We start from the raw sequence: 22,570 nt of genomic DNA, 5'->3' as shown, positions 1-22,570 counted from the left end.
CGATCCCCGCCTTACCCCCAAACCAAGTTACAGCAGGAGCCTCTCATGTTTTCTCGTTTCGACGGGCAGAGGTTTTCCCTTGCCTGCGCGCTCACCGCCTCCCTCGTGGTGGGTGGCGACGCGCTCGCGAGCACCATCAATCAGAACACCTCGTGGACCATCAACCGCGGAGCCACCACGACGTATCGCGTCGTGGCCTATGGCGACTCCATCTTCGCGGGCTACAAGGGCTCGCTCAGCAGCGTGGCCAAGCGTTCGGGTCCCCAGGTGCAGGGGGAGTATCTGGCGCGCGAGTTCAACGCGAACATGGAAGTCATCCGCCGCACCAAGTCGGGCGCCAAGGCCGACGACATCTACAACAACAAGATCGTCTCCGAGCGCTCGTACATGCAGACGAGCAACACCCGCGTGGTGATGTTCGAGATGTGCGGGAACGACTACCTCCAGGCGCGCTCGGCCTTCGAGGATCAGAGCGGGACGTGTAGCTACAGCGGCCTGGACACGGCCCTGGCCAACTGCACCACGTACACGGAGAAGGCCATGCAGGCCATCAACCAGTACGCCACCACGGCCAAGGCGAAGATCGTGATGAACATCTACTACCCGGGGTTCAACACGGACAACAAGCTCACCACCTGCTCGGACCCGGCGACGGGCAAGCCCATCAACCAGCGGCAGAAGTTCCTGCCCTACCTGGCCAAGAGCAACTGGCGCACGTGCAGCCTGGCGGAGAAGTATGGCTTCAAGTGCGCGGACGCCTTCGCCGAGTACATGGGCGCCGACTACGACTCCAACGGCGACGGGCAGATCGACCGCGAGGCGCTGCGCTACAAGTCGGGCGAGACCGAGGCCGCCTACGTCACCCGCGTCACCAGCACGCTCGTGGCCACCCTGCGTGACTCCAACACGCACTTCGTCAACGCGAGCACCAGCTACGACTACCTGCAGTCGGACGACACGCACCCCACGTTCTACGGCACCTCGCTCTCCGTGGGCACCTTCGGCGGCACGGCCACGGGCTCGGGCGCCCCGGACTTCGCCGACTCGGCGGTGATCGACGGGCAGAACACCCAGTGGAACAAGTCCGGCCACGAGCGCATGGGCTGGATCTTCTCCACCCTGGATCCCACCACGCCCTGAGTCCCCCGTCCGGGGCCGCCGCGCACGAGTCCGCCCAACATCCCGGAGGGGAAGGCGGATAGGGTGCGGCGCATGAATCGGACGATCGACCCGCGGTCCCGGTGGACACTCGTCACCGGGGCTTCTTCGGGGCTGGGATTGGAAATGGCCCGCGCCATCGCCAGGGATCACGGAGGCAACGTGCTCCTGGTGGCGCGGCGCAAGGATCGGCTGGAAGCCCTGTGCGAGGAGCTGCGCACGAAACATGGCGTCCAGGCCGCCTTCATCGTGGCGGACCTGTCGCGCCCCGACGACGTGGAGCGCGTCTTCGCCGAGGCCACCCGGGAGCGCGTGCTCCACGGCGCCATCCTCAACGCGGGCGTCACCTACTGGGGTGAGGCCATGAAGCTGGACTGGGACGCGTTCCAGGCCCTGCTCAACACCAACGTCACCAGCATGGTGCGCCTGTCGAGCCTGCTGCTGCCCCACCTGGTCGAGCAGGCGCGCGGCGGCGCGGCCGGGCTGATGCTCATCTCCAGCGTGGCGGCGTTCATCCCCGTGCCGTACCAGGCGGCCTACAGCGGCACCAAGGCCTTCATCCTCAGCTATGGGCAGGCGCTGGCGCAGGAGCTGCGGCACACGGGCGTGTCCGTCACCGTCTTCGCCCCGGGCGGCATCTCCACCGAGCTGCTGGAGAACTCCGGGCTGTCGCGGCGCTTCAAGGCGGGAGACCTGGGAGTGATGACGGCCGCGCAGTGCGCCACGCACGCCGTGCGCGCCTTCGTCCAACGCAAGGAGCTGTCCGTCCCCGGACTCATCAACCAGACGCTGGCGCTGGCCGCGAGGCTCCTGCCGCGCGGCCTGCTCGCCCAACGCACCGCCGCCATGTACCGGCCCGAGCGCTGAGCCGCCCGGGCACGCGGCGCGGCCGGGCTACTTGTCGCACTCCACGTCGTTGTAGGTGTTGAGCGGCACGCCCGCGATGACGAGCAGCTCCTCGTTGCCACACGGGGCCGTGCTCAGCTTCGCGTCCTTGGTGGCGATGTGCCAGGTGTCCACGCCCCCGGTATCGCCGTCGATGTCACCCGCCGCGAACGCGTCGATGTTGCAGCCCGGGCAGGGTCCCGACATGCCCGGCGACTTGGGATCGCCCCCGCTTCCCTCGTTCCAGGAGAAGGAGATGGGCACGAAGGCGGGCTGGGCGCTCGCCACCTTGAACTTCGCCTCGTCCACGGAGATGCAGTTGGCGTCCTTGGGAATGGAGATCCCCGAGGCCCCGCGCTGCTCGCACTGCTGGTTCTGCGCGAAGTAGTAGGCGTAGCGGTTGCCTCGCTCCGGCGAGAAGCCGATCGTCGTCGAGAACTCCGAGTAGGTGCCCTTCTCCTGCTGGTAGGCGCGCTGGCCGACGAACCACGTCCTCAGATTGGACTTGGCTTCCGCCTGCTTGGCGCGGGCCTGGAACTTGATGAAGTTCGGAATGGCGACCGCGGCGAGGATTCCGATGATGGCCACGACGATCATCAGCTCGATGAGCGTGAAGCCACGAGTCGAACGGGAAGCGGACTGGCGCATGAATGAATCTCGAGGACAGCGGGGACGACGAGCCCAGGCGGCATGCAGGCGCGTGTACCTGTAAAGCTATCACCAGGGTGTGGCTTCCTGGAAAAGGGGCCCCAGCACACACACTTGGTTCGAGGTCCTACCACCCCCTGTCCGCGCTCAGCGCAGGGGTTGGAGGCGCTCGGCGAGCCTTCCGGTGGCCAGCAACTCGCGCAGCTCGTCACCCATGCGCTCGCTTTCGCTCAGCACCTGGCGCCAGGCGCGCATCCGCTCCGCGTCGGACAGGCGGTAGAAGTCATCCAGGTCGGGGATCTTCCCGAAGGGCAGGCGCGCGACGAACTCCGGCGACGGGGAGAGCAGCAGGGCCCGGCGGAAGTTGGCGGGCCCGGCCCGGCGCCACAAGAGCGCGCTGTCGAAGTAGCCGGGCACGAGGTAGGGGTAGAAGTGGGGGTAGAGCACCAGCCCCTCGCCCACGCCGAAGTCCAGGTCCGGGTGGTAGTCGAGAATCCCACCGTCGCGATGGACCCCGGGCCCGGCGCCGTCGATGCGCACCCCGCTCATGGCCAGGGGAATGGAGCCCGAGGCCAGCAGCGCGGGCCGCAGGTTCTCGCGCGTCAGGGGCAGGTGCACGGAGGGCAGATCCTTGAGGCCCCGGAAGGGGCTGGTGTCTCCGGCGCTGTGGAAGATGACCCGCTCGATTTGAAGCCCCAGGGTGCGGCGGCTCACCAGGTTGCCCAGGGCGCTCAGGGTGAGCCCCAGCGTCTGCAGGTGACGCTGCTCGCTGGCGGACAGGCCCCGGCACCGGTTGGTCAGCACGTGCAACCGCGCCCAGGGGTGGCCGAGAATCTGGGTCTCGCCGTCGGTGCCCACGATGGCGTCCACGACGCCCCGGCTGGTGGTGCTCACCAGTGCGGCGGAGGGATTGGGCGGGTAGCGCTGGGTGATGTACGCCTCGGCGAAGCGCCCCAGGGCCGCGACGGGCTCGTTCTGGGCGAGGCAGCACAGGCGCCAGCTGCCGATGGACGAGCCAATCAGGTGGAGCGGACGGGTGCGCGCGCGGAAGAAGTCGCCAAAGAGCATGCGATCCAACCCGGCCAGCACCAGCCAGCGCGGTCCGCCCGAGGCACCCGCCACCACGTCGATGTCCTCCACGCGCAGTCCCCGTTCACGAATCAGTCGCACGGCATCCGGACCGGCGCGCAGGGTGAGGCTCGAACTCATGGACCCACCAAGAAAAACTGGAGAGGGGTTGGAGATGGAAACATGGTCGTCAGAGGAGGAGGGGGGCAAGGCATCCCACGAATTGCCGCATGGCGTCGAGCGGGAGCGGTGTGCGAAGCTGCGCGCCCGTTTTCGCCCGAGCGAAAGGAACCCCTTTGAGTCAGCCGCGCCCCCTGGAGTTTTTCCGTAGCACGGAGAAGGAGCCCCACCTGGAGCGGGCTCGCACCATCCTGCGTGCCCACCCCGAACTCAAGGATCTGTGCGGCCCGACCCCCATCACCGCCGCCTTCGTGCTGTTGCTGGTGGCGGGTCAGGTGGGCCTCGCCTGGGCCCTGCGCGACTCGCCCTGGTGGGCGCTGCTCGCCGCCGCGTGGTTCGTTGGCGCCTTCCTGGACCACGGCCTGTGGGTGCTCATCCACGAGTGCACCCACAACCTCGTCTTCAAGGCCCCTCGCGCCAACGCCCTCCTGCAGATCTTCGCCAACCTGCCCATCCTCTTCCCGGCGGCCATCTCCTTCCGCAAGTACCACCTCATCCATCACCGCTTCCAAGGGGACCTGGAGCTGGACGCGGACCTGGCCTCGCCCTTCGAGGCGAAGGTCATCGGCAACACGTTCTTCGGCAAGGCGTTCTGGATGCTCAACTTCTGGGCCTTCCAGGCGCTGCGCGTGCAGCGGCTCAAACGCGTGCCCTTCTTCGACGGGTGGTACATCGCCAACCTCGCCGTGCAGCTGGCCTTCATCGGCGGCAGCTACGCGCTGATGGGGCCGCGCGCGCTCGCCTTCATGTTCCTCTCCTCCATCTTCGCCATCGGCCTGCACCCGCTGGGCGCGCGGTGGATCCAGGAGCACTACCTCGTCAAGCCGCCGCAGGAGACGTACTCGTACTACGGCCCGCTCAACTGGGTGGCGTTCAACGTGGGCTACCACAACGAGCACCACGACGTGATGCGCGTGCCCTGGACGCGCCTGCCCCAGGTGAAGAAGATCGCCCCCGAGTACTACGACACGCTGCACTCCCACCGCTCGTGGACGGCGCTGTGGCTCAAGTTCCTCTTCGACCCGACCCTGTCGCTCTACAGCCGCATGACGCGCTCGGGCGACTCGGGTAAGGGCTCGCTGAAGCTCCCGGACGAGCCCGCCAAGGCCGCGTGAGCCGTCCTGCGCCCGCCCCCCCCGGAGCCCCGCTCAGGGCTCCGTGGCCAGGGGCGACTCGGCGTAGCGCGCGAGCAGATCCTGCGGCGAGCCGAAGACGGCCATCGCCCCGGCGCCCCGCAGGTCCTCCTCCGAGAAGCCCCCGCACACCAGCCCCAGGCAGCGCAGGCCCAGGCGCACGGCGCCCTCGATGTCATGGGGCAGCGCGGACACCGTGAGCGCCTCGTCGGTGCCATCCAGCCCCAACAGGCGGATGGCCTCCGCGGGAATCTCCTCGTTCAACCGGTGGCCTTCCACCTCCGCGTCCGTGGTGCGCGCGTCGATGAGGTCCGCCACCCCGAGCAGCTCGATGTAGTGCTCCAGCTCGTCGGGCTCCGCGCTGGAGGCCAGGGCGATGCGCCAGCCCTCGTCCCGCAGGCGCTGGAGCAGCTCGGTGACGCCCAGGAAGGGCCGCACGCGCGAGACGTACTCCTCGTGGAAGAGCGCCCGGTGATAGCTCGTCAGCTCATCCGCGTGGCGCAGGTAGTCCTCCTCCGAGAGCAGGGCGGACAGGAACCGGTCTCCCTCGCGACCCAGCTGCGCGAGCACCCGCGGCAGCCGCACCTGGACACCATAGCGCGCCAGCGACTCCTGCCAGGCCCGCGCGCGCAGCACATTGGAGTCCACCAGCGTCCCATCCACCTCGAAGATGATTGCCTTGGGCACGAGCCTCCTCCGCCCCACCAACCTGCACACGCCTCCCTGCCCTCGCCAGACACCCCGGCCGCTTCTCCCGCGCCTCTCCCTGGGAGCGCCCCGAGGCCCCCTCCACACCGGATGGAAGGCCCATGTCCGCTCCCTCTGGCACCAGGCGGGCGAGCGGCATGGACTTCCCCGGGAGGTTCACGTGCGCAGCGGCAACTCCACCACGAAGGTCGCGCCCTGGCCGAGCGCGCTGTGCACACGCACTCGGCCCCCCTCGGCCTCCACGATGGCGCGGGTGATGTAGAGCCCCAGGCCCAAGCCTCCATAATTGCGCTCGGACACCGCGCGGGCATAGCGCTCGAAGATGCGGCGGGACTCTTCCGGCGCGATGCCGATGCCCTTGTCCCGCACCGACAGGCGCGCGAACCCGTCGTCCACCGTCACGCGAATGACCACGGGCGCGCCCGCCCCGTACTTCAGCGCGTTGTCCAGCAGGTGGGTCACCACCTGCTCCAACCGGGAGCGATCCCACTGGCCGACGACCGGGGAGTCGGCCTCGACGATCAGGGGGGCCTGGAACTTGCTGGCGCGCGGCGTGAGCCGGGCGACCACCTGACGCACCACGGAGAGCAGATCCACCTGCTCGCGCCGCAGCTCGACGCAGCCCGAGGCGATGAGCGAGACGTCCAGCAGACCATTCATCAACGTGGTGAGCTTGCGCAACTGCTGCCGCCCCGCCTGAACGGTGGAGCGCACCAGGGGCGCCAGGGACGAGTCGGGATGGGCCTCGGCGGAGCGCTCGAGCGATTGCAACTTGAGGCTCAGGGGCGTCAGGGGCGTCTTGAGCTCGTGGCTGGCGACGGAGAGGAACTCGTCGCGCAGGCGGATGGCCTCCCGGGCCTCGCGGTAGAGCCGGGCGTTGTCCACCGAGAGCGCCGCGCGATGGGCGAGCTCCTGGGCGAAGCGCAGATCCTCCTCGTCGTAGCGGCGGCCCGGGGTGGACAGGGTGAGGGTGAGGGCCCCGAGGATGCGCCCATGGGCGAGCAGGGGCACGGTGAGCAACGAGCGGAGGCCCGCGCGGCGCAGGATCGAGAGGTGCTGCGCGTCCCATGCCATCTGGCGCAACAGCTCATCCGTCACGTCCGGCACCAGCGAGGCACGGCCCTTCAGGAGCGCCAGCGTGGGAGGATAGGAGGCATTGTCGCGGGGCAGCGGGGTGAGTCCGCGCACATCCTGGACGAGGAACTCCTGGGACGGGTCCGCCGACACCACCTGGGCACGGATGAACTGTCCGTTCGGGCCCAGCACGTCCAGGATGCACCAGTCGGCGAGCGCGGGCACCGTGAGCCGGGCGAGCGCGGCGAGCGTGGCGTCGTAGTCCAACGAGGAGGAGAGCAACTCACCCGCCCGGGCGAGAAAGGACGCGCGCTCCTGCGCCTGGCGATAGGCATGGATGTTCGTGCTGGTGCCCACCCACTCGCGCACCCCGCCCTCCGCGTCGAGCAGGGGGACGGCCCGCCCCAACATCCAGATGTACTGGCCGTCCGAGCGGCGCAGCCGGAAGGACACGGAGAAGGCGGCGCGCTCGGCCTGACCTCGCTCCAGGACCTGCTCGACATGGGGCCGATCCTCCGGATGGACGAAGTTCAGCCACGCACTGCCCCGCAGGGCCTCGGCGGGCTGCCCGGTGAAGTCCATCCAGCCTGGCAGACCCCCCACCGACTTCTCGATCCCCGCGCTCGTCCAGAAGATCTGGGAGGACACGTCCGCCAGGGCGAGCAGGCGCTCGTGCTCCTCCTCCAGGGGCACGACTTCCCGAGAGCGAGACTCACGGGCCTTGGAGACAGGGGTGGAGCAGGCCGGAACCTCCTCCGAGGGATTGGAGCGAGAGGACGTCATGGACCGGGAAGCATCAGGCGAGGGAGCGTCATGTCCGGGCTCGGCTGAGAGCGAAAGCATATCAAGCATGGCCTACCTCGCGCGAACCGCGCGGGCATCCGTCCTTCTTCTTTCTTCACAACGCTCAGACGCCCCCCTTCATCCTCGTCCCCGAGGACAATCTTCTCATGCGGCCGCACCCGGGGTCACGACCGAGCGGACACAGGGAGGGAGAGTCCCCCCGTCCCATCCACCAATCACTCGCACGTCCCGCCATGGACAGACCGCCCTCGAGCCGGGGCGGAGACCTCGTGGGGCCAGCGGGGCGACAGGCCATGCGCTTCGTCTTCAGACGCCACGCCCGGGAGGAAGGAGGGGGCCGGGGATTGACGCGGCCCCCGTCTCCTTCGCAGCATGGGCCTCCGCCCATGTCCGTCCCTCCCGTCTACCGCCGCTGGGTGACCTGTCCCGAGCCGCGTCCCCAGGCGAGCCTGCGTCTGTTCTGCTTCCACTTCGCGGGAGGAGACGCCTCCATCTACCGGCTGTGGACCACCCAATTGCCCGCCACCATCGAGGTGTGCCCCATCGAGCTGCCGGGCCGGGCCACGCGCCGCGCCGAGCCCCCCATCACCGACTTCCCCACGCTCATCGAGACACTGGCGCGCCGCGTGCTGCCCTTCCTCAAGGAGCGGCCCTTCGCCTTCTTCGGCCACAGCTTCGGAGGCGTCATCGCCTTCGAGCTGACGCGGACGCTGCGCCGGATGGGCGCCCCCATGCCCGTGCGCCTCTTCCTGTCCGCCTGCCCGGCGCTGCATCTGCGGCCCCGGGCCGCGCCCCCCATCAGCCACCTGCCGGACACGGAGTTCCTGGAGCAGATCGCCCTGCGCTTCGGCACGCCCCGGGAGGTGCTCACCAGCGAGGACGTGCGCGAGACGGTGCTGCCCGCGCTGCGCGCGGATCTCTTCCTCGCCGAGAGCTACCGGTACGTGCCGGAGCCACCCCTGGACGTGCCCCTGTCGTCCTTTGGCGCCACCGAGGACGCGACGGTCCGTCCCCAGGAAGTGCACGAGTGGGGAGAGCAGACCACCGCGGACTTCCGCCCGAGGATGTTCCCGGGCAACCACTTCTACCTCACCGCCGAGCGCCCCCGGCTCTACCGGGCCCTGCTGGAGGATCTGCAATTTCCGTGACGGCGCCGGTGTTTCCGGTCATCTACCGACCTCCGAGGAAAGGCGCCCGTGCTCATCCGGTATTCCGAGTGGAAGAAGCCCACCGACGCGGCCTACGCCTTCCGGCTGCGGCCCGTGGCGGACGACGCGCGCGAGCCGGGTGGCGTGCGCGTGGCGGTGCCCGGCCCGGGCCACCGCTCGGACATCCGCGAGGTCATCCGCGAGGTGCTCCAGGAAGGCGAGGCGGAGCGGTTCGAGCAGCGGGTGCACCGGTGGACGGGTCCGGAGGACGTGGTCGGCTCCGCGGGAGAGCAGCCCTACATCCGCCAGCAGCTCCTCTTCGAGGAAGCGGCGTGGCGTGACGCGCTCGGCGCGGCGGAGCTGGACGAGGTGCTCCGGGGCACCGTCCGGGTGATGCGGGACGCGACGGGACGCACGGACTACGTGCTGCGCGATCACCACATGCTCGACGTGGCGCTCTACCACTACCGCACCACGGGCGAGCTGCCGCGCTCGCTCTTCCACGCGGACCGGCACTCGGACTGGTGCAAGGACAGCTACCTGGAGTCGCGCACGCCCCAGCAGGCGGCCACCTGGTGGCGGCTGTTCGAGGGCCTCAAGCGTCCCACGGACGCCACGCCCGTGCTCACCGAGGAGGACATCTTCTTCACCACGGCCAAGGCCGAGCCCACCGCCCGGATGAGCGGCCGGGACGTGGGCTTCTCCACCCTGGTGCCCTGGTTCGTGGACACCGCGGCACTGCACTGGCGGCAGGTGCTCGAGCGGCCCGGGGTGACGGAGGCGGACTGGCTGTCGCTGGATCTCGACTGCTTCCAGCCCTCGCCCCAGCTGCGCGCGTGCGGAGGATTGCTGCGCGAGCCCCGCTTCCACGCCATGATGGAGAAGGCGCGCGTGCGGGTGTTCGTGCTCTCGCCCCAGTTCACCAATGGCGGGGACAAGATCGATCCCTGGACAATCCAGGGCAGCCGCTCCTCCTCGCTCCGGCTGCTCAACCTGTTGAGGCGGCGTCCTTCATGAAGCTCACCGAGCTGCGCATCCACCAGTACCGCGACGTCGCGCCGGGCGCCCACCTCGTCTTCGGCCCCTCGCTCAACCTGGTGCTCGGCGAGAACGGCACCGGCCGCACGACGCTGCTGGATCTCCTCACGCGCGTGCTCGCCTCGGACTTCTCCGGGCTCATCCGAGAGGAGTTCTCCCTGGAGTACGCCTTCACCTTTCCCGGGATGACGCTCCAGGTGCGCGTGCGCAACACGCTCCCGGACTTCTCGCGGCCCGCGGACGCCGGCCCCGAGCCCCAGGCGCTCGTGCCGCGAGGCGAGCCCGTGGACGCGCCCACGCCCCAGCCCTTCATGGAGGTGACGCTCGAGCTCGACGCGCCCGCCGCGCGGCTGGTGCTGCGCGCGGATGCGCAGGGCCTGGCCTGGGAGGTGAACGGACAGATCGCCTACTCCCAGACGATGCACTGGTCGCTGTTGGATCGCACCGTCTGGGTGGTGCTCTTCCTGGGAGCGCAGCGGCTGGAGCCCGAATTCAAGGAGCGGCTCAAGGAGCTGTTGCGCCGCACCTTCCTGCTCGCCCCGGGGCGCTTCGACGAGGGACTGGGCACCTACGAGCGGATTTCCCAGGCGCAGTACGGCATGGAGATGCGGGGCGAGGAGGTGTTCCCGCTCGGGCTGATGTCGCTGCCCACGTGGCTGCCCGGGGTGCTGCGCGAGCGCGCGGAGCAGGCGCTGGCCACGGGCTTCATCGACATCCGCCATGACGAGCTCGAGCGAGGCTTCCTCGGCCGCTTCGTCACCCTGGCGGGGCTGGGCGCGGGGCGCTTCCGCGTGGAGCTGCTGGACAAGCGCAGCTACGAGGGCGGGGGACGCCTGGAGTTCGGCCGCTTCGGCTTCGGCTTCACCCGGCGCGACGGCGCGGTGCTGTCGCGCGAGCACCTGGGCTACGGCCAGAAGCGGCTCCTGTCGCTCTTGTACTACCTGGACGTCAACGAGGACTTCCTCATCGCCGACGAGCTGGCCCATGCGCTGCACCCGCGCTGGGTGGAGGCCGTCGTGCGCGAGCTGGGCGGCCGGCAGTCCTTCGTGACCAGCCAGAACCCGCTGCTCTTCGAGTACGTCACCTTCGCGTCCGCGGACGAGGCGCGCGCCTCGCTCATCCACTGCGGCCTGGAAGTGCACGAGGAGCGCGAGCGCAAGGTCTGGTCCAACCCCTCCCTGGACACCGCCGAGCGGCTCTTCGGCGACTACCGGAGGGGCGGCTCGTCGCTGGCGACCCTCTTGCGCATCCACGGACTGTGGTGAGGCCGGGGTGAGCCCGCGTCACGTCCGCGCTTCGCGCTCCAGCTCCGCGCGGAAGAAGGCGCTGTGGCGCGCGAGCGTCTCCATGTAGGGCCGCACGTCCTCGCGCGCCTCGGGGGACAGCTGGGCGAAGGGCGTCACGTGCACGTCCGGCACGTAGCGGAAGGTGAGGTTGATGCGCCGGGTCTTGAAGTCCGGCATCTCCGGGGGCATCACGTGGCCCCCGCGCGTGTCCACCCGCTGCACCCGGTGGAAGGTCTGCTCCTTCCAGCGCGCCCCACCGAAGAGCTGCAGGGCCCCATCATCGAGCCACTGCTCGAGCACCACCTCGTCGCGCTCGCCCGGGCGGCTGGAGGTGACGAATTGGATGAGCGCGCGCTCGCCCAGCGACAGCGAGGCCACCGGCCCGGGCTCGAAGTCCTTGTGCTCCCCCACCCGGGCGGTGTCCACCCACTGCCCGTCCTCCAGACGGCTGCCGTAGAAGTTCACCAGGCATGTGTTGAGGTGCCAGCCCTCGGGCATGTCCGGGCCCCGGAACATGCGGCGCGCGAGCTCCTCCACCTTGGCCACCTGCCGCTGGAGCACCGCCGGAAAGGGCTCCGCCTTCACGCAGCGGTTCTTCACGCCCTTGGGGGGCCGGTAGTAGTCGAGACAGGCGAACTGCCAGTTGCCCAACCAGTACACCGGCCGCAACAGGCGCCGCTGGGACTGGCCCGGGGGCGGGGGGAAATGCTTGGAGTAGCGCTCCTCCCACAAGGGGTGCAGCTGACCCAACCAACCGAGGATGGCGGCGCGCTCGGCCGCGGGCAGGAAGCTCGCGTTGTAGTGATGGCCCGGCGTGCGCTGACGGGCCTTGTGCGCCAGCGAGCGGCCGTGACGGGGAGGAGAAGCCATGGAGGCTTCCCCTACCACACCACACGGCGCCTAGTGTTTGGCCTCCACGACGAAGTGCTCGCGCACCTGGCGCGCGTCCGAGGCATGCGAGACGCGGAACTCGTACCGGCCCGGCTTGTCGATGCGCACGCGCAGCGGCGTGGCGTCCGCTCCGGTGTCCGCGGTGAACTGGTGGATGCAGCGCCCCGCGTCACACCCCACCAGCCGCGCCGAGGACAGCGCCTCGGCGTGCAGGTGGAGGTTCAGCTCCTCTGGAGCCTCCAGGTGGACGGTGGCCTGCTCACCCGAGTGCACCCCATGCGTCCAGGGCAGCTCCAACCACCCGGGGCTCCCATGGGACAACTGAAAGGAGACATGGCGCAGCGGCATGGTCTCGCTGAGGACCTCCGAGTCCCCGATCCAGTCATCCGCCCGTACCGCCAGGAGGATGACCGAGGTGACCAGGGCCAGGCCCATCACCTTGCGGGTGACGCGGTGCTCCAACCAGGCCAGGCGCGCCGGACGCTCCGGGGGCTGGGGCCGCGCCGGCGTCTTCCCCGACGAGGCCGCCTGGAGCGCCAATTGGATGCGGCTCTCGAGGTGCGCGGACGGCCGCTCCTCGCGAAACGCATCCAGGGCCCGGACGGCCTCTCCCGGCAAGGGGGGCAAGGACTTGTCATCGGGAGCGCTCATGAACGACCTCCTGCGTTGACGGCGGCCGGGGCCTGGGCGAGTCGCGCCTTGAAGGCGGCGCCCAGCTGGGCTCGTCCCCGGAAATGACGGCTCTTCACGGTCCCCACCGGAATCCCAAGCGCCGCGGACACCTCTTCGTACCCCAGCTCTTCCACGTCACAGAGCAACACCACCAGACGGAACTTCTCGGGCAGGGCGTGCAGGCAGCGCACCATCAGCTCGGCCTCCTCGCTGCTGCACAGCCGGGCCTCGGGATCCTTCTGCTCCACTCCACCGGTGAAGAGCGCGCCCAGCACCGACGAGGCCCCCTCGAGCACCGAGTCCAACAACGATCGGCGCCGGGCGACCGCGCGCCGTGTTTCGATGAACTGGTTGCGAATGATTCCACACAGCCAGCCAAACAAGGACCCCCTTTCCTGGAAACTCCCGCGATGGACGTAGGCCCGCACCAGGGCGTCTTGCAGCAAGTCCTCCGCCTCCTGCTTGTCGTGGCACAGCGCCAGACAGAGCCGGTGAAGACGCGGCAGCAGCGGCTGGATCTCCGCCTCGAAACGCTCCCGTCCCGTCCCGCCCGCGCCCTCCACCCCGCCGCTCATCGCCGCCCCGCCCCGGACGGACCCCACCCCGCACACCCCTCCGTACGGTGGCCTGCTCCATTCCACGTCGCGACACTGTCCATAAGGATGGAACGACTCACACGCGGGTTCCCGGAAGACGTCAATTGGATTCCATTCTATTTCTCTTCCCTGGGCACAGGACCTGCTTGGCCTCGCAACGGTTCGTCCAGCAACGGAAAAAAACCACAGGAGGAGAATAAAATACCGGGAACCCAGAGGTGAATCGTTCCGTCCCTGCCTTTCGTGAAGCACGCGCCGCGTCAAGAACGCCGCGAGCCCGTGCGCCTCAGAGGATGGAATCCCATGCAGTCTCAGCCTTCCGGTACTCCGCCCCAGGCCGCGCCCGAGAGCGCGTCGACCTGGAAGAGTGACATCGTCTCCGGCTTTCTCGTGTTCCTCATCGCGCTGCCGCTGTGCCTGGGCATCGCGATGGCCAGTGGCTTCCCGCCGGTGGCGGGCATCCTGACGGCGGTGGTGGGCGGGTTGGTGTCCACCTGGCTGGGCAGCGCGCGGCTCACCATCAAGGGGCCCGCCGCGGGGCTCATCGTCATCGCGCTCGGCGCGGTGACGGAGTTGGGCGGAGGCGACGGAGCGCTGGGCTACCGCCGGGCGCTGGCCACCATCGTGGTGGCCGCGGCGGTGCAGATCGTCTTCGCGCTCCTGCGCGCCGGGACCCTGGGGGACTTCTTCCCCTCCTCCGTGGTGCACGGAATGCTCGCGGCCATCGGCATCATCATCTGCTCCAAGCAGATCCACGTCCTGCTGGGCGTGGCGCCCGAGGCCAAGGAGCCGCTGCACCTGCTGGCGGAGATTCCCCGGAGCGTGATGAAGCTCAACCCGGAGATCGCCTTCATCGGCGTGATGAGCCTCATCATCCTCTTCGGCCACGCGGCGGTGGCCAGGCGCGTGGCGGCGCTGCGGCGCGTCCCCGCCCCCCTGCTCGCGCTGCTGTTCGCGGTGCCCATGGGTCTCTATTTCGACCTGGACCACGAGCACACCTTCACCTTCTCGCACAGCCTCTTCACGGTGGGCCCCAAGTTCCTCGTGAACCTGCCGAGCAACCTCCTGTCGGCCATCACCCTGCCGGACTTCTCCGCCGTCTTCAGCGCGACATCCATCAAGTACATCGTCATGTTCGCGCTGGTGGGCAGCATCGAGTCGCTGCTGACGGCCAAGGCCATGGACATGATGGATCCGGAGAAGCGCCGCTCGGATCTCGACAAGGATCTGCTCGCCACGGGCGTGGGTAACTTCATCGCCGGCATGCTCGGTGGACTGCCGATGATCTCCGAGGTGGTGCGCAGCTCGGCCAACATCGGCTACGGGGCCAGGAGCCGACAGTCCAACTTCTTCCACGGCCTGTTCCTGCTGCTCTTCGTCGCGTTCGTGCCCATGCTCATCCACCGGATTCCGCTCGCCGCCCTGGCCGCCATGCTCATCTTCGCGGGCGTGCGGTTGGCCTCGCCCAAGGAGTTCGTGAACACGTTCCGCATCGGGCCCGAGCAGTTCGTCATCTTCACCTTCACCATCGGCGTGACGCTCGCCACGGATCTGCTGGTGGGCGTGGCGGCGGGCATCGCCCTCAAGGTGGTGGTGCACCTCATCAATGGCGCGCCGTTCGCCGGCCTCTTCAAGCCGCAGATCGAGGAGCACACCGAGGGGGGCCAGGTGGTGCTGCGCGTGCGCCAGGCGGCCGTCTTCACCAACTTCCTCAAGCTCAAGAAGCAGCTCGCGCGCCATGCCCACGCGACCCACGTGGAGGTGGACCTGACGGAGGCCCGCCTGGTGGACCACACGGTGATGGAGCGGCTGCACGAGCTGGAGGGCGAGTTCTCCCGCCAGGGCCGTCACCTGCACGTGCGCGGGCTCGAGCAACACCGCAGCCTCTCCGCGCATCCTCATGCCGCGCGCAAGAAGTCGACGAAGGCCCCCCTGCCCGTCCGTTCCTGAGCGCCTGACACTCTTCCCGTCTGGATTCCGACCATGAGCCACTCTCCCTCGACCGACCGCGGACAGCACCTGAGTGAGGTGCTGGAGCACGCGGGCCACCTGTTGCCGGCGCAGGGTCCCATCGGCGTGTTCGTGCACCACAACACGCTGCACGCCTTCCAGCACCTGCCCTTCCACGAAGCGCTGGCCGCCGCGAGCGCCACGTTCGAGACGGAGACCTACCTCCCCGAGTCGCGCTACCGCGAGCTGTACCGGCGCGGGCGCATCACCGACGTGGATCTCAAGGCGGTGCTCGCCGAGCGCGAGCAGGCAGAGCGGCGGGAAGAGATGGTGCCGGCCTCACTGTCGCGCCTGGACCTGGAGCTGCTCGCCCTGCTCCACCCGCCCGCGGTGGAGACGGCCGCCTCGCTGCGCTGGCGGATGAGCGAGCTGTCCGCGACGTCCTCGCTCCGGCCGGACGTGTCGGCGGCCGCGCGCGAGCGGCTCCTGCGGCGCTCCACCGAGGGCCTCCGCGGGTGGCTGGACCGGGTGGGCCGGGACTGGACGATGACCGATCTGGCCATGGCCCTGCTCGAACCCACGCTGAACACCGCCGTGCGCACCACCGCCGCCGAGCCGCGGCGGGCCCTGGCCCCGGAGACCGCCCTGCGCCGCCTGGGCATCCCCTCCGCCCGGGCCGAGGCCTATGTCGCCCAGGTGCGCGCCCGGCTGCTCGGCGCGACGACGACCCTGTCCGTGGAGGGGTGGTTGGGCGCCGAGGTGGCGCTCGTCCAGGAAGCCCTGGCCACGGCGTTCGGGGGTGATGGCTCCCTGGCCTCCCTCAAGGAGCACCTGGAGAGCCACCCCGAGCGCTTCGCGGTGAGGGCGCTCTGGGCCGCCTGCCGCACGCCCCTGCTCACCGTGCCGGACTCGCGCGAGAAGGCCGAGCCCGGAGGGGTGCGCAGCCACCGCGAGCTGCTGCGGCTGGCCACCGGCGAGGACATCAACGAGCTGGTCAACCCCCACCTCATCCGCATCTGCTCGGCCTACCTCGACGAGGGCCAGTCGCACTGGAGCCTGCCGGAGCGCGAGTCGGGGCTGTACGCCGCCTGGCGCGCGTTGAAGCTCACCGGCCTGGGCGTGCTGCCCGAGTGGCTGGAGGACCTCGAGGTGGACTTGAGGCGGGCCGCCGCCCAGGGCCTGTCCGCGCGGGACGTGGTGCTCGCCGCGCTCGACGAACTGGGCGTGCCCGAGGCGCAGTGGGAGCCCTACATCACCCGCGTGCTGCTCGCGCTGCCGGGCTGGGCCGGGATGTTCCACCGGCTGGAGCACACCCCGGCGGACCGTCCCGCGGGCTCGCCTCCGGCCCACCTCATCGACTTCCTCGCCGTGCGCCTCACCCTGGAGCGTCACGCGCTGCGCACCGTGGCCCGGCGCCGGCTGGACTATCAGGGACCCCTCTCCGGGCTCATGGCCCGCTCGCGCGACGCCGCCACGCACCGGCCCGCGGCCCTGGAGCGCCCGCTCGAGGAGGGCAGCTGGCGGCTCTTCCAGCTCATGCAGGTGGCGGGGCTGTCGGCCCTGGAGGTGGCGGACTTCCCGCTCGTCCGGCGCCAGGCCCTGCTCGCGTGGCTGGAGTCCTTCGACGCGCAGGCGCGCCGCCGCGTGTGGCACGAGGCCTACGAGCACCACTACCGCATGGACATCCTCCAGGCGCTCGCGCAGAACCGGCTCCGCCCCGAGCCGGAGCGCACGGTGGAGGATCCGCGCTTCCAGCTCGTCTTCTGCATGGATGACCGCGAGGAGTCCTTCCGCCGGCACTTCGAGGAGCAGAGCCCGCGGCACGACACGTTCGGCATCGCCGGCTTCTTCGGCGTGGCCATGGACTACCGCGGCCTGGACGACGCGGGGCTCGCCGCCCTGTGCCCCATCGTGGTCACCCCGGCGCACGTCGTGGAGGAGCGGGCCCACCCGGATCACCACCACCTGGCCGAGTCCCGCTCGCGGCTGCGTGCCCTCTGGGCCCGCGTCGATCACTGGCTGCACGGCGGCTCGCACGCGCTCGAGTTCAGCTGGCTGCTCACGCCCCTCTTGGGACTCGTCTCCGCGCTGCTGCTGCCCCTGCATGTCTTCGCCCCGCGCCGGGTGAGCCTGATGCGCCGGGCGCTCGCCCAGCGGCTGCTGCCCGCCCCCCGCACGCAGCTCACCAGCCTGAGGGACGAGGCGGCCGAGCAGCTCGCCCACCTCAAGCCCCTGGGCTTCACCGTCGCCGAGAAGGCGGCGCGCGTGGCCAACTCGCTGGAGAACCTGGGGCTGGTGGACGACTTCGCGCCGCTCGTGGTGGTGCTGGGCCATGGCGCCATCAGCGTCAACAACCCGCACCAGTCCGCCTACGACTGCGGCGCCTGCGGTGGCCGTCACGGCGGCCCCAACGCGCGCCTGTTCTCGGAGATGGCCAACCGGCCCGAGGTGCGCGCGCTCTTGCGCGAGCGCGGCATCCACATCCCCGACACGACGTGGTTCATCGGCGGCCTACACAACACCACCACCGATGAGATCGTGCTCTACGACACCGAGGCGGTGCCCGAGTCCTTGCGCGGCGAGCTGGCCGCCCTGAAGGAGTCGCTGGACAGCGCGCGCACCCTGTCGGCGCACGAGCGCTGCCGGCGCTTCGAGTCCGCGCCCCTGAGCCTCTCTCCCGAGGCGGCGCTGCGGCACGTGGAGGAGCGCGCGGCGGACCTGAGCCAGGCGCGTCCCGAGCTGGGCCACGTCACCAACGCCACGTGCGTGGTGGGCCGCCGGGCCCTCACCCGGGGCCTGTTCCTGGACCGGCGCGCCTTCCTCATCTCGTATGACCCCACGAGGGATGCCTCGGGCGCCATCGCCGAGCGCATCCTCGCCGCGGCGGGCCCCGTGGGCGCGGGCATCAACCTGGAGTACTACTTCTCCTGCATCGACAATGACCGCTACGGATCCGGCACCAAGCTGCCCCACAACCTCACCAGCCTGCTCGGGGTGATGGACGGCGTGGAGAGCGACCTGCGCACGGGCCTGCCCCGGCAGATGATCGAGATCCACGAGCCGGTGCGGCTGCTCCTGGTCGTGGAGGCCAGCGTGGAGGTGCTCGCGGGCATCTACGAGCGCCAGCCCATCCTGCGCGAGCTCATTGGCAATGAATGGGTCCAGCTCGTGAGCGTGGACCCGGTCACCGGCGCGCAGATGCGCTTCACGCCCCGGGGCTTCCAACCCGTCACCCCGCCGCCGGCGCCCCTGCCGGTGGTGGCCTCCTCGCCGGAGTGGTATCGCGGTCAGCGCGATTTCCTGCCGCCGGCGCTGATCGACGCTTCCCAGAAGAAAGAGTCTGACCATGTCCGTCGGTAACCTCGAACTGGGGTGGGTCGCCGCCACCGCCCCGCTCTGGCCCCTGCTGGCCTTCGTGACGCTGGGCGGCGTGATGCTGTTGCACCGCGCGCCGGGCGAGCGCGCTGTGGTGCGCGGGGTGCTCGGCGCCTTGTGGCTGTCGCTGGGCGCCTCGGTGGTAGCGGCGACGGGCCTCGTGTGGCGCCACCAGGACGCGTGGGTGGTGGAGCTGGGCCGGTGGTTCTCCAGCGGCGCGTACACCTTCCCGGTGACGCTGTTCATCGACCGGCTGTCCGCGACGATGATGGTGCTCTCGAGCGCCATCACCCTGCTCATCGGCCGCTTCTCGGTGAACTACCTGCACCGCGAGCCGGGCTTCGCGCGCTTCTTCCTGCTGCTGGCCCTGTTCGCCTCGGGCATGCAGGTGCTGGTGGCCAGCGGCACCATCGATCTGCTCTTCGTGGGCTGGGAGCTGGTGGGCCTCACGTCGGCGCTGCTCATCGGCTTCTTCCACGAGCGCACGACGCCGGTGCGCTCGGGCTTGAGGGCCTTCACGCTCTACCGACTGTGCGACATGGGCCTGTTGATGGGCGCGGTGCTGCTGCACCACTTCGCGGGCACGGCCGAGTGGGCCGAGGCGCTCGGCGCCCGGGCCTGGCCGGCACCGGCGGTGGCCATGGCGATGGGGCCGGCGACGGCGCTGGGGTTGTGCCTGATGCTGGCGGCCATGGGCAAGTCGGCCCAGCTGCCCTTCAGCAGCTGGCTGCCGCGCGCCATGGAGGGCCCGACGCCCTCGAGCGCCCTCTTCTATGGCGCCCTGTCGGTGCACGCGGGCGTCTACCTGCTCCTGCGCGTGGCGCCGCTGCTGCAGCGCTCTCCCGTGGCGAGCGGGGCCCTCGTGGTGGTGGGCCTGCTGACGGCCGTGCACGCCACGCTGGTGTGGCGAGTGCAGACGGACGTGAAGAGCTCGCTGGCCTATGGCGTCCTCACGCAGGTGGGGTTGATGTTCGCCGAGGTGGGGCTGGGCCTGTACCGGCTGGCGCTGGTGCATCTGGTGGCGCACGCCTGCCTGCGCTGTCTGCAGTTGCTGCGCGCCCCGTCCGTGCTGCGCGATGAGCTGGCGCGCCGCGCGGCCCTGCGCGAGGCGCGGCGTCCCACGGTGGCGGTGGCCCACCACGTCCTCCCCGAGGGATGGCGGCGGCGCTTCTACCGGCTGGCGCTGGAGCGCTTCTCGCTGGAGGTGATGCACGAGCGCTGGGCGATGGGTCCGCTGCTGCGCGCGGGCCAGTGGATGGACCGGATGGAACGGAGCTGGACGGGCGCGCTGAGCGGCTGGAAGTCCGCCCCCGCCGAGAAGGCACCCGCGGAGCCGAAGCAGGCGCCGAGCAGTCAGAGTCAGTCGACAGGAGTCGTGTGATGCGCTCGTCCCTTCCCCTTCTCTCCCTCCTGGTGGTGTTGCCCGCACTGGGCGCCGCGGTGCTGCACCGGCTCCGTCAGCCCGAGCGTCAGCGGCAGGCGGCGCTCGGCGTGGCGGCGCTCACCCTGCTGCTGACGCTGGGCGCGGTGGTCCTCTTCGAGGGCGGCGTCCCCGGCGTGCAGTTGCATGAGTCGTGGTTCCGCGTGCCGGGGCTCGGCGTGGAGCTGCGGCTGGGCGTGGACGGCATGAGCGTGCTGGCGCTGGTGGTCACCGCGCTGCTCACCCTGGGGCTGGTGGCGGCCGGTCCGCGCCAGTCGCTCGATCGGAGCACGCTCGGCGCGCTGCTGCTCACCGAGAGCATGACCCTGGGCTTCTTCTGCGCCGAGGACCTGGCGCTGATGACCGTCTTCTTCATCGCCACCCTGGTGCCGACCGGCGCGCTGCTGGCGCGCGAGGCGCGGGCACGGCCCGAGGCCCGGACGCTGCGCACCTTCGGCGTCTACATGCTCGTGAGCACGCTGCCGCTGGTGGTGGCCACGGCCCTGGTGGGCCTGGGGGGCTGGCGCTCCGGCGCCCAGGCGCCCTTCGCCCTGACGGAGCTGATCGCCCGGGGGCTGCCGGCGACGTGGCACCTGCCCGTGTTCACGTTGTTGATGCTGACGGTGTGCGTGCGCATGGCGGTGGTGCCCTTCCACTCCTGGCTGCCCGTGCTCATGGCGCGCGGCCCGTTCGGGGTGGGCCTGCTGCTGGTGAACGCGCACGCGGGGCTGTACCTGCTGGTGCGCGTGGTGATGCCGCTGCTGCCCGGGGAGTGGAACCGGGGTGGGGTGATGCTCGGAACGCTGGGCCTGTGCGCCGCCCTGTATGGCTCGCTGCTGGCGCTGGCGCAGACGGACCTGCGCCGCGTGGTGGGCTTCCTCCTGGCGAGCCAGTCGGGCCTGATGCTGGCGGGGGTGGCCATCGGCAACACGCAGAGCATCTCCGGCGCGCTCGTCCAGAGCGTGGCCGCGGGCATCGCGCTCACGGGGTTGGATCTCGTCGTGCGCGCCATCGAGTCCCGCACGGGCACCACGGACATGACGCGGCTGGGAGGACTCGTGCGCCGCGCCCCGCGTCTGGCGGCCTTCTTCTTCCTCATGGGCTTTGGCAGCCTCGGCTTCCCGGGCACGCTGAGCTTCGTGGGCGAGGATCTGCTGCTGCACGGCATCCTGGACACCCACCCGCTGGTGGCGCTACCCCTGCTGCTGACCACCGCCATCAACGGCGTCACCTTCCTGCGCGCCTTCCAGCGCACATTCCTCGGCCCGCACGCCCATGGCCAGGCGGCCCTGCTGGAGACGGTGGAGGACTTGCTGCCCCGGGAGCGGGGGATGGTGTTCGCCCTGTTCGCCCTGGTGGTGCTCGGCGGACTGGTGCCGGGACCGCTGCTGCACCTGCGCGCCGCCCAGGTGGAGTCCCTGGCGGGCCCCGAGTCCTCCTCCCGTCACCCCGGGGAGTCCGCGGCTCGGGGTGAGGTGCCCTCCAAGGCGCTTTGCCTCGCACGTCCTTGAGGGTGCAAGGATTGACGCGAGGGTGAAGCGGGGCGCCCACGGCCCGTGGGTGCCCCTGGCCTGGCACATCGCGCTCGTGAAAACTTGACGAAGCCGGTCCCCCGCCTTCACTAGGGCGCGCCACCCGAGGGGATCCGCATGAATCGTCGCTCGTTGTGTTTTGTCGCCCTGCTCGCCTCCTTCCTGACGTCGTCCACCGCCTTCGCTGGAGTCTGGTTCGAGCTGTTGCGCGCACCGTGCTTCACCGGGGACAAGGACAACATGGCCTTCGGAGGCCGATACCGCGGCGCCGTGGACTGCTTCAACGAGGACTTCAATGGCGGCGGCGCACGGACCACGCTGACCATCAAGGCCTTCCAGCAGTGGGAGTACGGGTCGGTGTTCCTGTACTACGACATCACCGGCCCCTTCACCCCCGCGAGCGTCTTCAAGCAGAGCGCCAACCAGAAGGGCGGCTTCTTCGGTGGCATCACGGTGGCGGTGTCGCCCAAGTCGATCGCCGAGAAGGTGCTGGAGCGCAAGTTCGACTGGGGGCCGCTGCGCGACGTCTCGCTCAAGTACGAGATGGAGCACGTGAGCAAGTTCGGCATGCTCCACTACTACGGCCTGCAGTGGGACCTGGCCGTGCCGGGCATGGACTTCGTGACGGCCACCACGGTCATCCGCGATGACTGGGCCTTCCGGGGTGTGGACCTGCAGGTGGGCCTCGCCTGGCAGAAGTCCTTCTCGCTGGGCACGCAGGACTTCCTCTTCCTCGGCTTCTTCCAGACGGGTCTGTTCGGCGAGGGAGAGGGCGTGGGCACGATGACGGGCTCGCGCGGCAACCGCTTCTTCCTGGCCCAGCCCGAGCTGCTGTGGGACTTCGGCAAGCTCGTGCGGTTCACCCCGGGCAAGATCTACCTGGGAGCCGAATACCAGCTCGGCTACAACCGCTACCTCATCCAGGGGAAGATCGAGAACGTGCTCCAGGGCATGATCCGCTGGAACATCTGATTCAGCCCCCACGGGGGGCGTGTGGAACAATG

At 69.9% G+C, this 22,570-nt stretch carries 18 protein-coding genes; 11 read left to right on the top strand and 7 right to left on the bottom strand.

Features of this window, described 5'->3' with window-relative positions; translation table 11 throughout:
- The first annotated feature begins 45 nt into the window (after window positions 1-45).
- Window positions 46-1,140, top strand: coding sequence for an SGNH/GDSL hydrolase family protein (locus tag D187_RS27995; RefSeq protein WP_002625415.1), 1,095 nt, complete (start codon window positions 46-48; stop codon window positions 1,138-1,140).
- 72 nt (window positions 1,141-1,212) lie between these two features.
- The gene (locus tag D187_RS27990; RefSeq protein WP_043431728.1) at window positions 1,213-2,025 is read left to right on the top strand and encodes an SDR family NAD(P)-dependent oxidoreductase; all 813 of its coding nucleotides are present in this window, start codon (window positions 1,213-1,215) and stop codon (window positions 2,023-2,025) included.
- A gap of 27 nt (window positions 2,026-2,052) precedes the next feature.
- Here the strand turns inward: D187_RS27990 and D187_RS27985 are convergent, their stop codons facing one another.
- Together D187_RS27985 and D187_RS27980 are read right to left on the bottom strand one after the other, a co-directional pair.
- Window positions 2,053-2,691 (bottom strand): prepilin-type N-terminal cleavage/methylation domain-containing protein, encoded by a 639-nt coding sequence (locus D187_RS27985; protein WP_002625413.1) that lies wholly within the window; start codon window positions 2,689-2,691, stop codon window positions 2,053-2,055.
- 147 nt (window positions 2,692-2,838) lie between these two features.
- The gene (locus D187_RS27980) at window positions 2,839-3,900 is read right to left on the bottom strand and encodes a patatin-like phospholipase family protein (RefSeq protein WP_020918332.1); all 1,062 of its coding nucleotides are present in this window, start codon (window positions 3,898-3,900) and stop codon (window positions 2,839-2,841) included.
- 155 nt (window positions 3,901-4,055) lie between these two features.
- Here D187_RS27980 and D187_RS27975 point away from each other — a divergent pair, with 155 nt between their 5' ends.
- Window positions 4,056-5,054 (top strand): fatty acid desaturase, encoded by a 999-nt coding sequence (locus D187_RS27975; RefSeq protein WP_002625411.1) that lies wholly within the window; start codon window positions 4,056-4,058, stop codon window positions 5,052-5,054.
- A 33-nt stretch (window positions 5,055-5,087) separates the two neighbouring features.
- Here D187_RS27975 and D187_RS27970 read toward each other — a convergent pair whose 3' ends face one another.
- Window positions 5,088-5,759 carry an HAD family hydrolase gene (locus tag D187_RS27970; RefSeq protein WP_002625410.1) on the bottom strand — a complete coding sequence of 224 codons (672 nt, stop codon included), beginning with the start codon at window positions 5,757-5,759 and terminating at the stop codon, window positions 5,088-5,090.
- Between the two features lie 177 nt (window positions 5,760-5,936).
- Window positions 5,937-7,637: a sensor histidine kinase gene (locus D187_RS27965; RefSeq protein ID WP_020918331.1), complete on the bottom strand. Its 1,701-nt coding sequence runs from the start codon at window positions 7,635-7,637 to the stop codon at window positions 5,937-5,939.
- Between the two features lie 407 nt (window positions 7,638-8,044).
- Between D187_RS27965 and D187_RS27960 the strand changes: the two genes are divergently transcribed.
- The 3 genes from D187_RS27960 to D187_RS27950 are packed head-to-tail and all read left to right on the top strand — an operon-like array spanning window position 8,045 to window position 11,109.
- A complete protein-coding gene (locus D187_RS27960) occupies window positions 8,045-8,806 on the top strand; it encodes a thioesterase II family protein (RefSeq protein ID WP_043431727.1) in 762 nt (253 codons plus the stop codon).
- A gap of 48 nt (window positions 8,807-8,854) precedes the next feature.
- A complete protein-coding gene (locus D187_RS27955) occupies window positions 8,855-9,823 on the top strand; it encodes a hypothetical protein (protein WP_002625406.1) in 969 nt (322 codons plus the stop codon).
- Window positions 9,820-11,109: an ATP-binding protein gene (locus D187_RS27950; RefSeq protein ID WP_002625405.1), complete on the top strand. Its 1,290-nt coding sequence runs from the start codon at window positions 9,820-9,822 to the stop codon at window positions 11,107-11,109. Before D187_RS27955 ends, D187_RS27950 begins: the two co-directional genes overlap by 4 nt.
- 18 nt (window positions 11,110-11,127) lie before the next feature.
- On the opposite strand, the gene D187_RS27945 is transcribed toward D187_RS27950, so the two are convergent.
- The 3 genes from D187_RS27945 to D187_RS27935 are packed head-to-tail and all read right to left on the bottom strand — an operon-like array spanning window position 11,128 to window position 13,295.
- The gene (locus D187_RS27945) at window positions 11,128-12,000 is read right to left on the bottom strand and encodes an alpha-ketoglutarate-dependent dioxygenase AlkB (protein ID WP_002625404.1); all 873 of its coding nucleotides are present in this window, start codon (window positions 11,998-12,000) and stop codon (window positions 11,128-11,130) included.
- A 30-nt stretch (window positions 12,001-12,030) separates the two neighbouring features.
- Complete coding sequence (locus tag D187_RS27940) at window positions 12,031-12,672, bottom strand: hypothetical protein (protein ID WP_002625403.1); 642 nt, start codon at window positions 12,670-12,672, stop codon at window positions 12,031-12,033.
- On the bottom strand, window positions 12,669-13,295 hold the full coding sequence (locus D187_RS27935) for an RNA polymerase sigma factor (protein WP_245591849.1): 627 nt from the start codon (window positions 13,293-13,295) through the stop codon (window positions 12,669-12,671). The genes D187_RS27940 and D187_RS27935 overlap by 4 nt, the downstream gene beginning before the upstream one ends.
- 297 nt (window positions 13,296-13,592) lie before the next feature.
- On the opposite strand from D187_RS27935, the gene D187_RS27930 reads away from it, so the two are divergent.
- The 5 genes from D187_RS27930 (at window position 13,593) to D187_RS27910 (ending at window position 22,538) form a co-directional block, all read left to right on the top strand.
- Complete coding sequence (locus tag D187_RS27930) at window positions 13,593-15,239, top strand: SulP family inorganic anion transporter (protein WP_002625401.1); 1,647 nt, start codon at window positions 13,593-13,595, stop codon at window positions 15,237-15,239.
- Window positions 15,240-15,272: 33 nt separating this feature from the next.
- Window positions 15,273-18,599: a YbcC family protein gene (locus D187_RS27925; RefSeq protein WP_002625400.1), complete on the top strand. Its 3,327-nt coding sequence runs from the start codon at window positions 15,273-15,275 to the stop codon at window positions 18,597-18,599.
- A complete protein-coding gene (locus D187_RS27920) occupies window positions 18,586-19,995 on the top strand; it encodes an NADH-quinone oxidoreductase subunit 5 family protein (RefSeq protein WP_002625399.1) in 1,410 nt (469 codons plus the stop codon). The genes D187_RS27925 and D187_RS27920 overlap by 14 nt, the downstream gene beginning before the upstream one ends.
- Window positions 19,995-21,545, top strand: coding sequence for a complex I subunit 4 family protein (locus D187_RS27915; protein WP_002625398.1), 1,551 nt, complete (start codon window positions 19,995-19,997; stop codon window positions 21,543-21,545). The genes D187_RS27920 and D187_RS27915 overlap by 1 nt, the downstream gene beginning before the upstream one ends.
- A 138-nt stretch (window positions 21,546-21,683) precedes the next feature.
- A complete protein-coding gene (locus D187_RS27910) occupies window positions 21,684-22,538 on the top strand; it encodes a hypothetical protein (protein ID WP_043431726.1) in 855 nt (284 codons plus the stop codon).
- The last annotated feature ends 32 nt before the right edge of the window (window positions 22,539-22,570 follow it).

The organism is Cystobacter fuscus DSM 2262 (assembly GCF_000335475.2).
In the GTDB taxonomy this organism is placed as follows: domain Bacteria; phylum Myxococcota; class Myxococcia; order Myxococcales; family Myxococcaceae; genus Cystobacter; species Cystobacter fuscus.
Note: the sequence above shows the minus strand (reverse complement) of the source record. Positions and strands in the feature narration are given on the sequence as shown.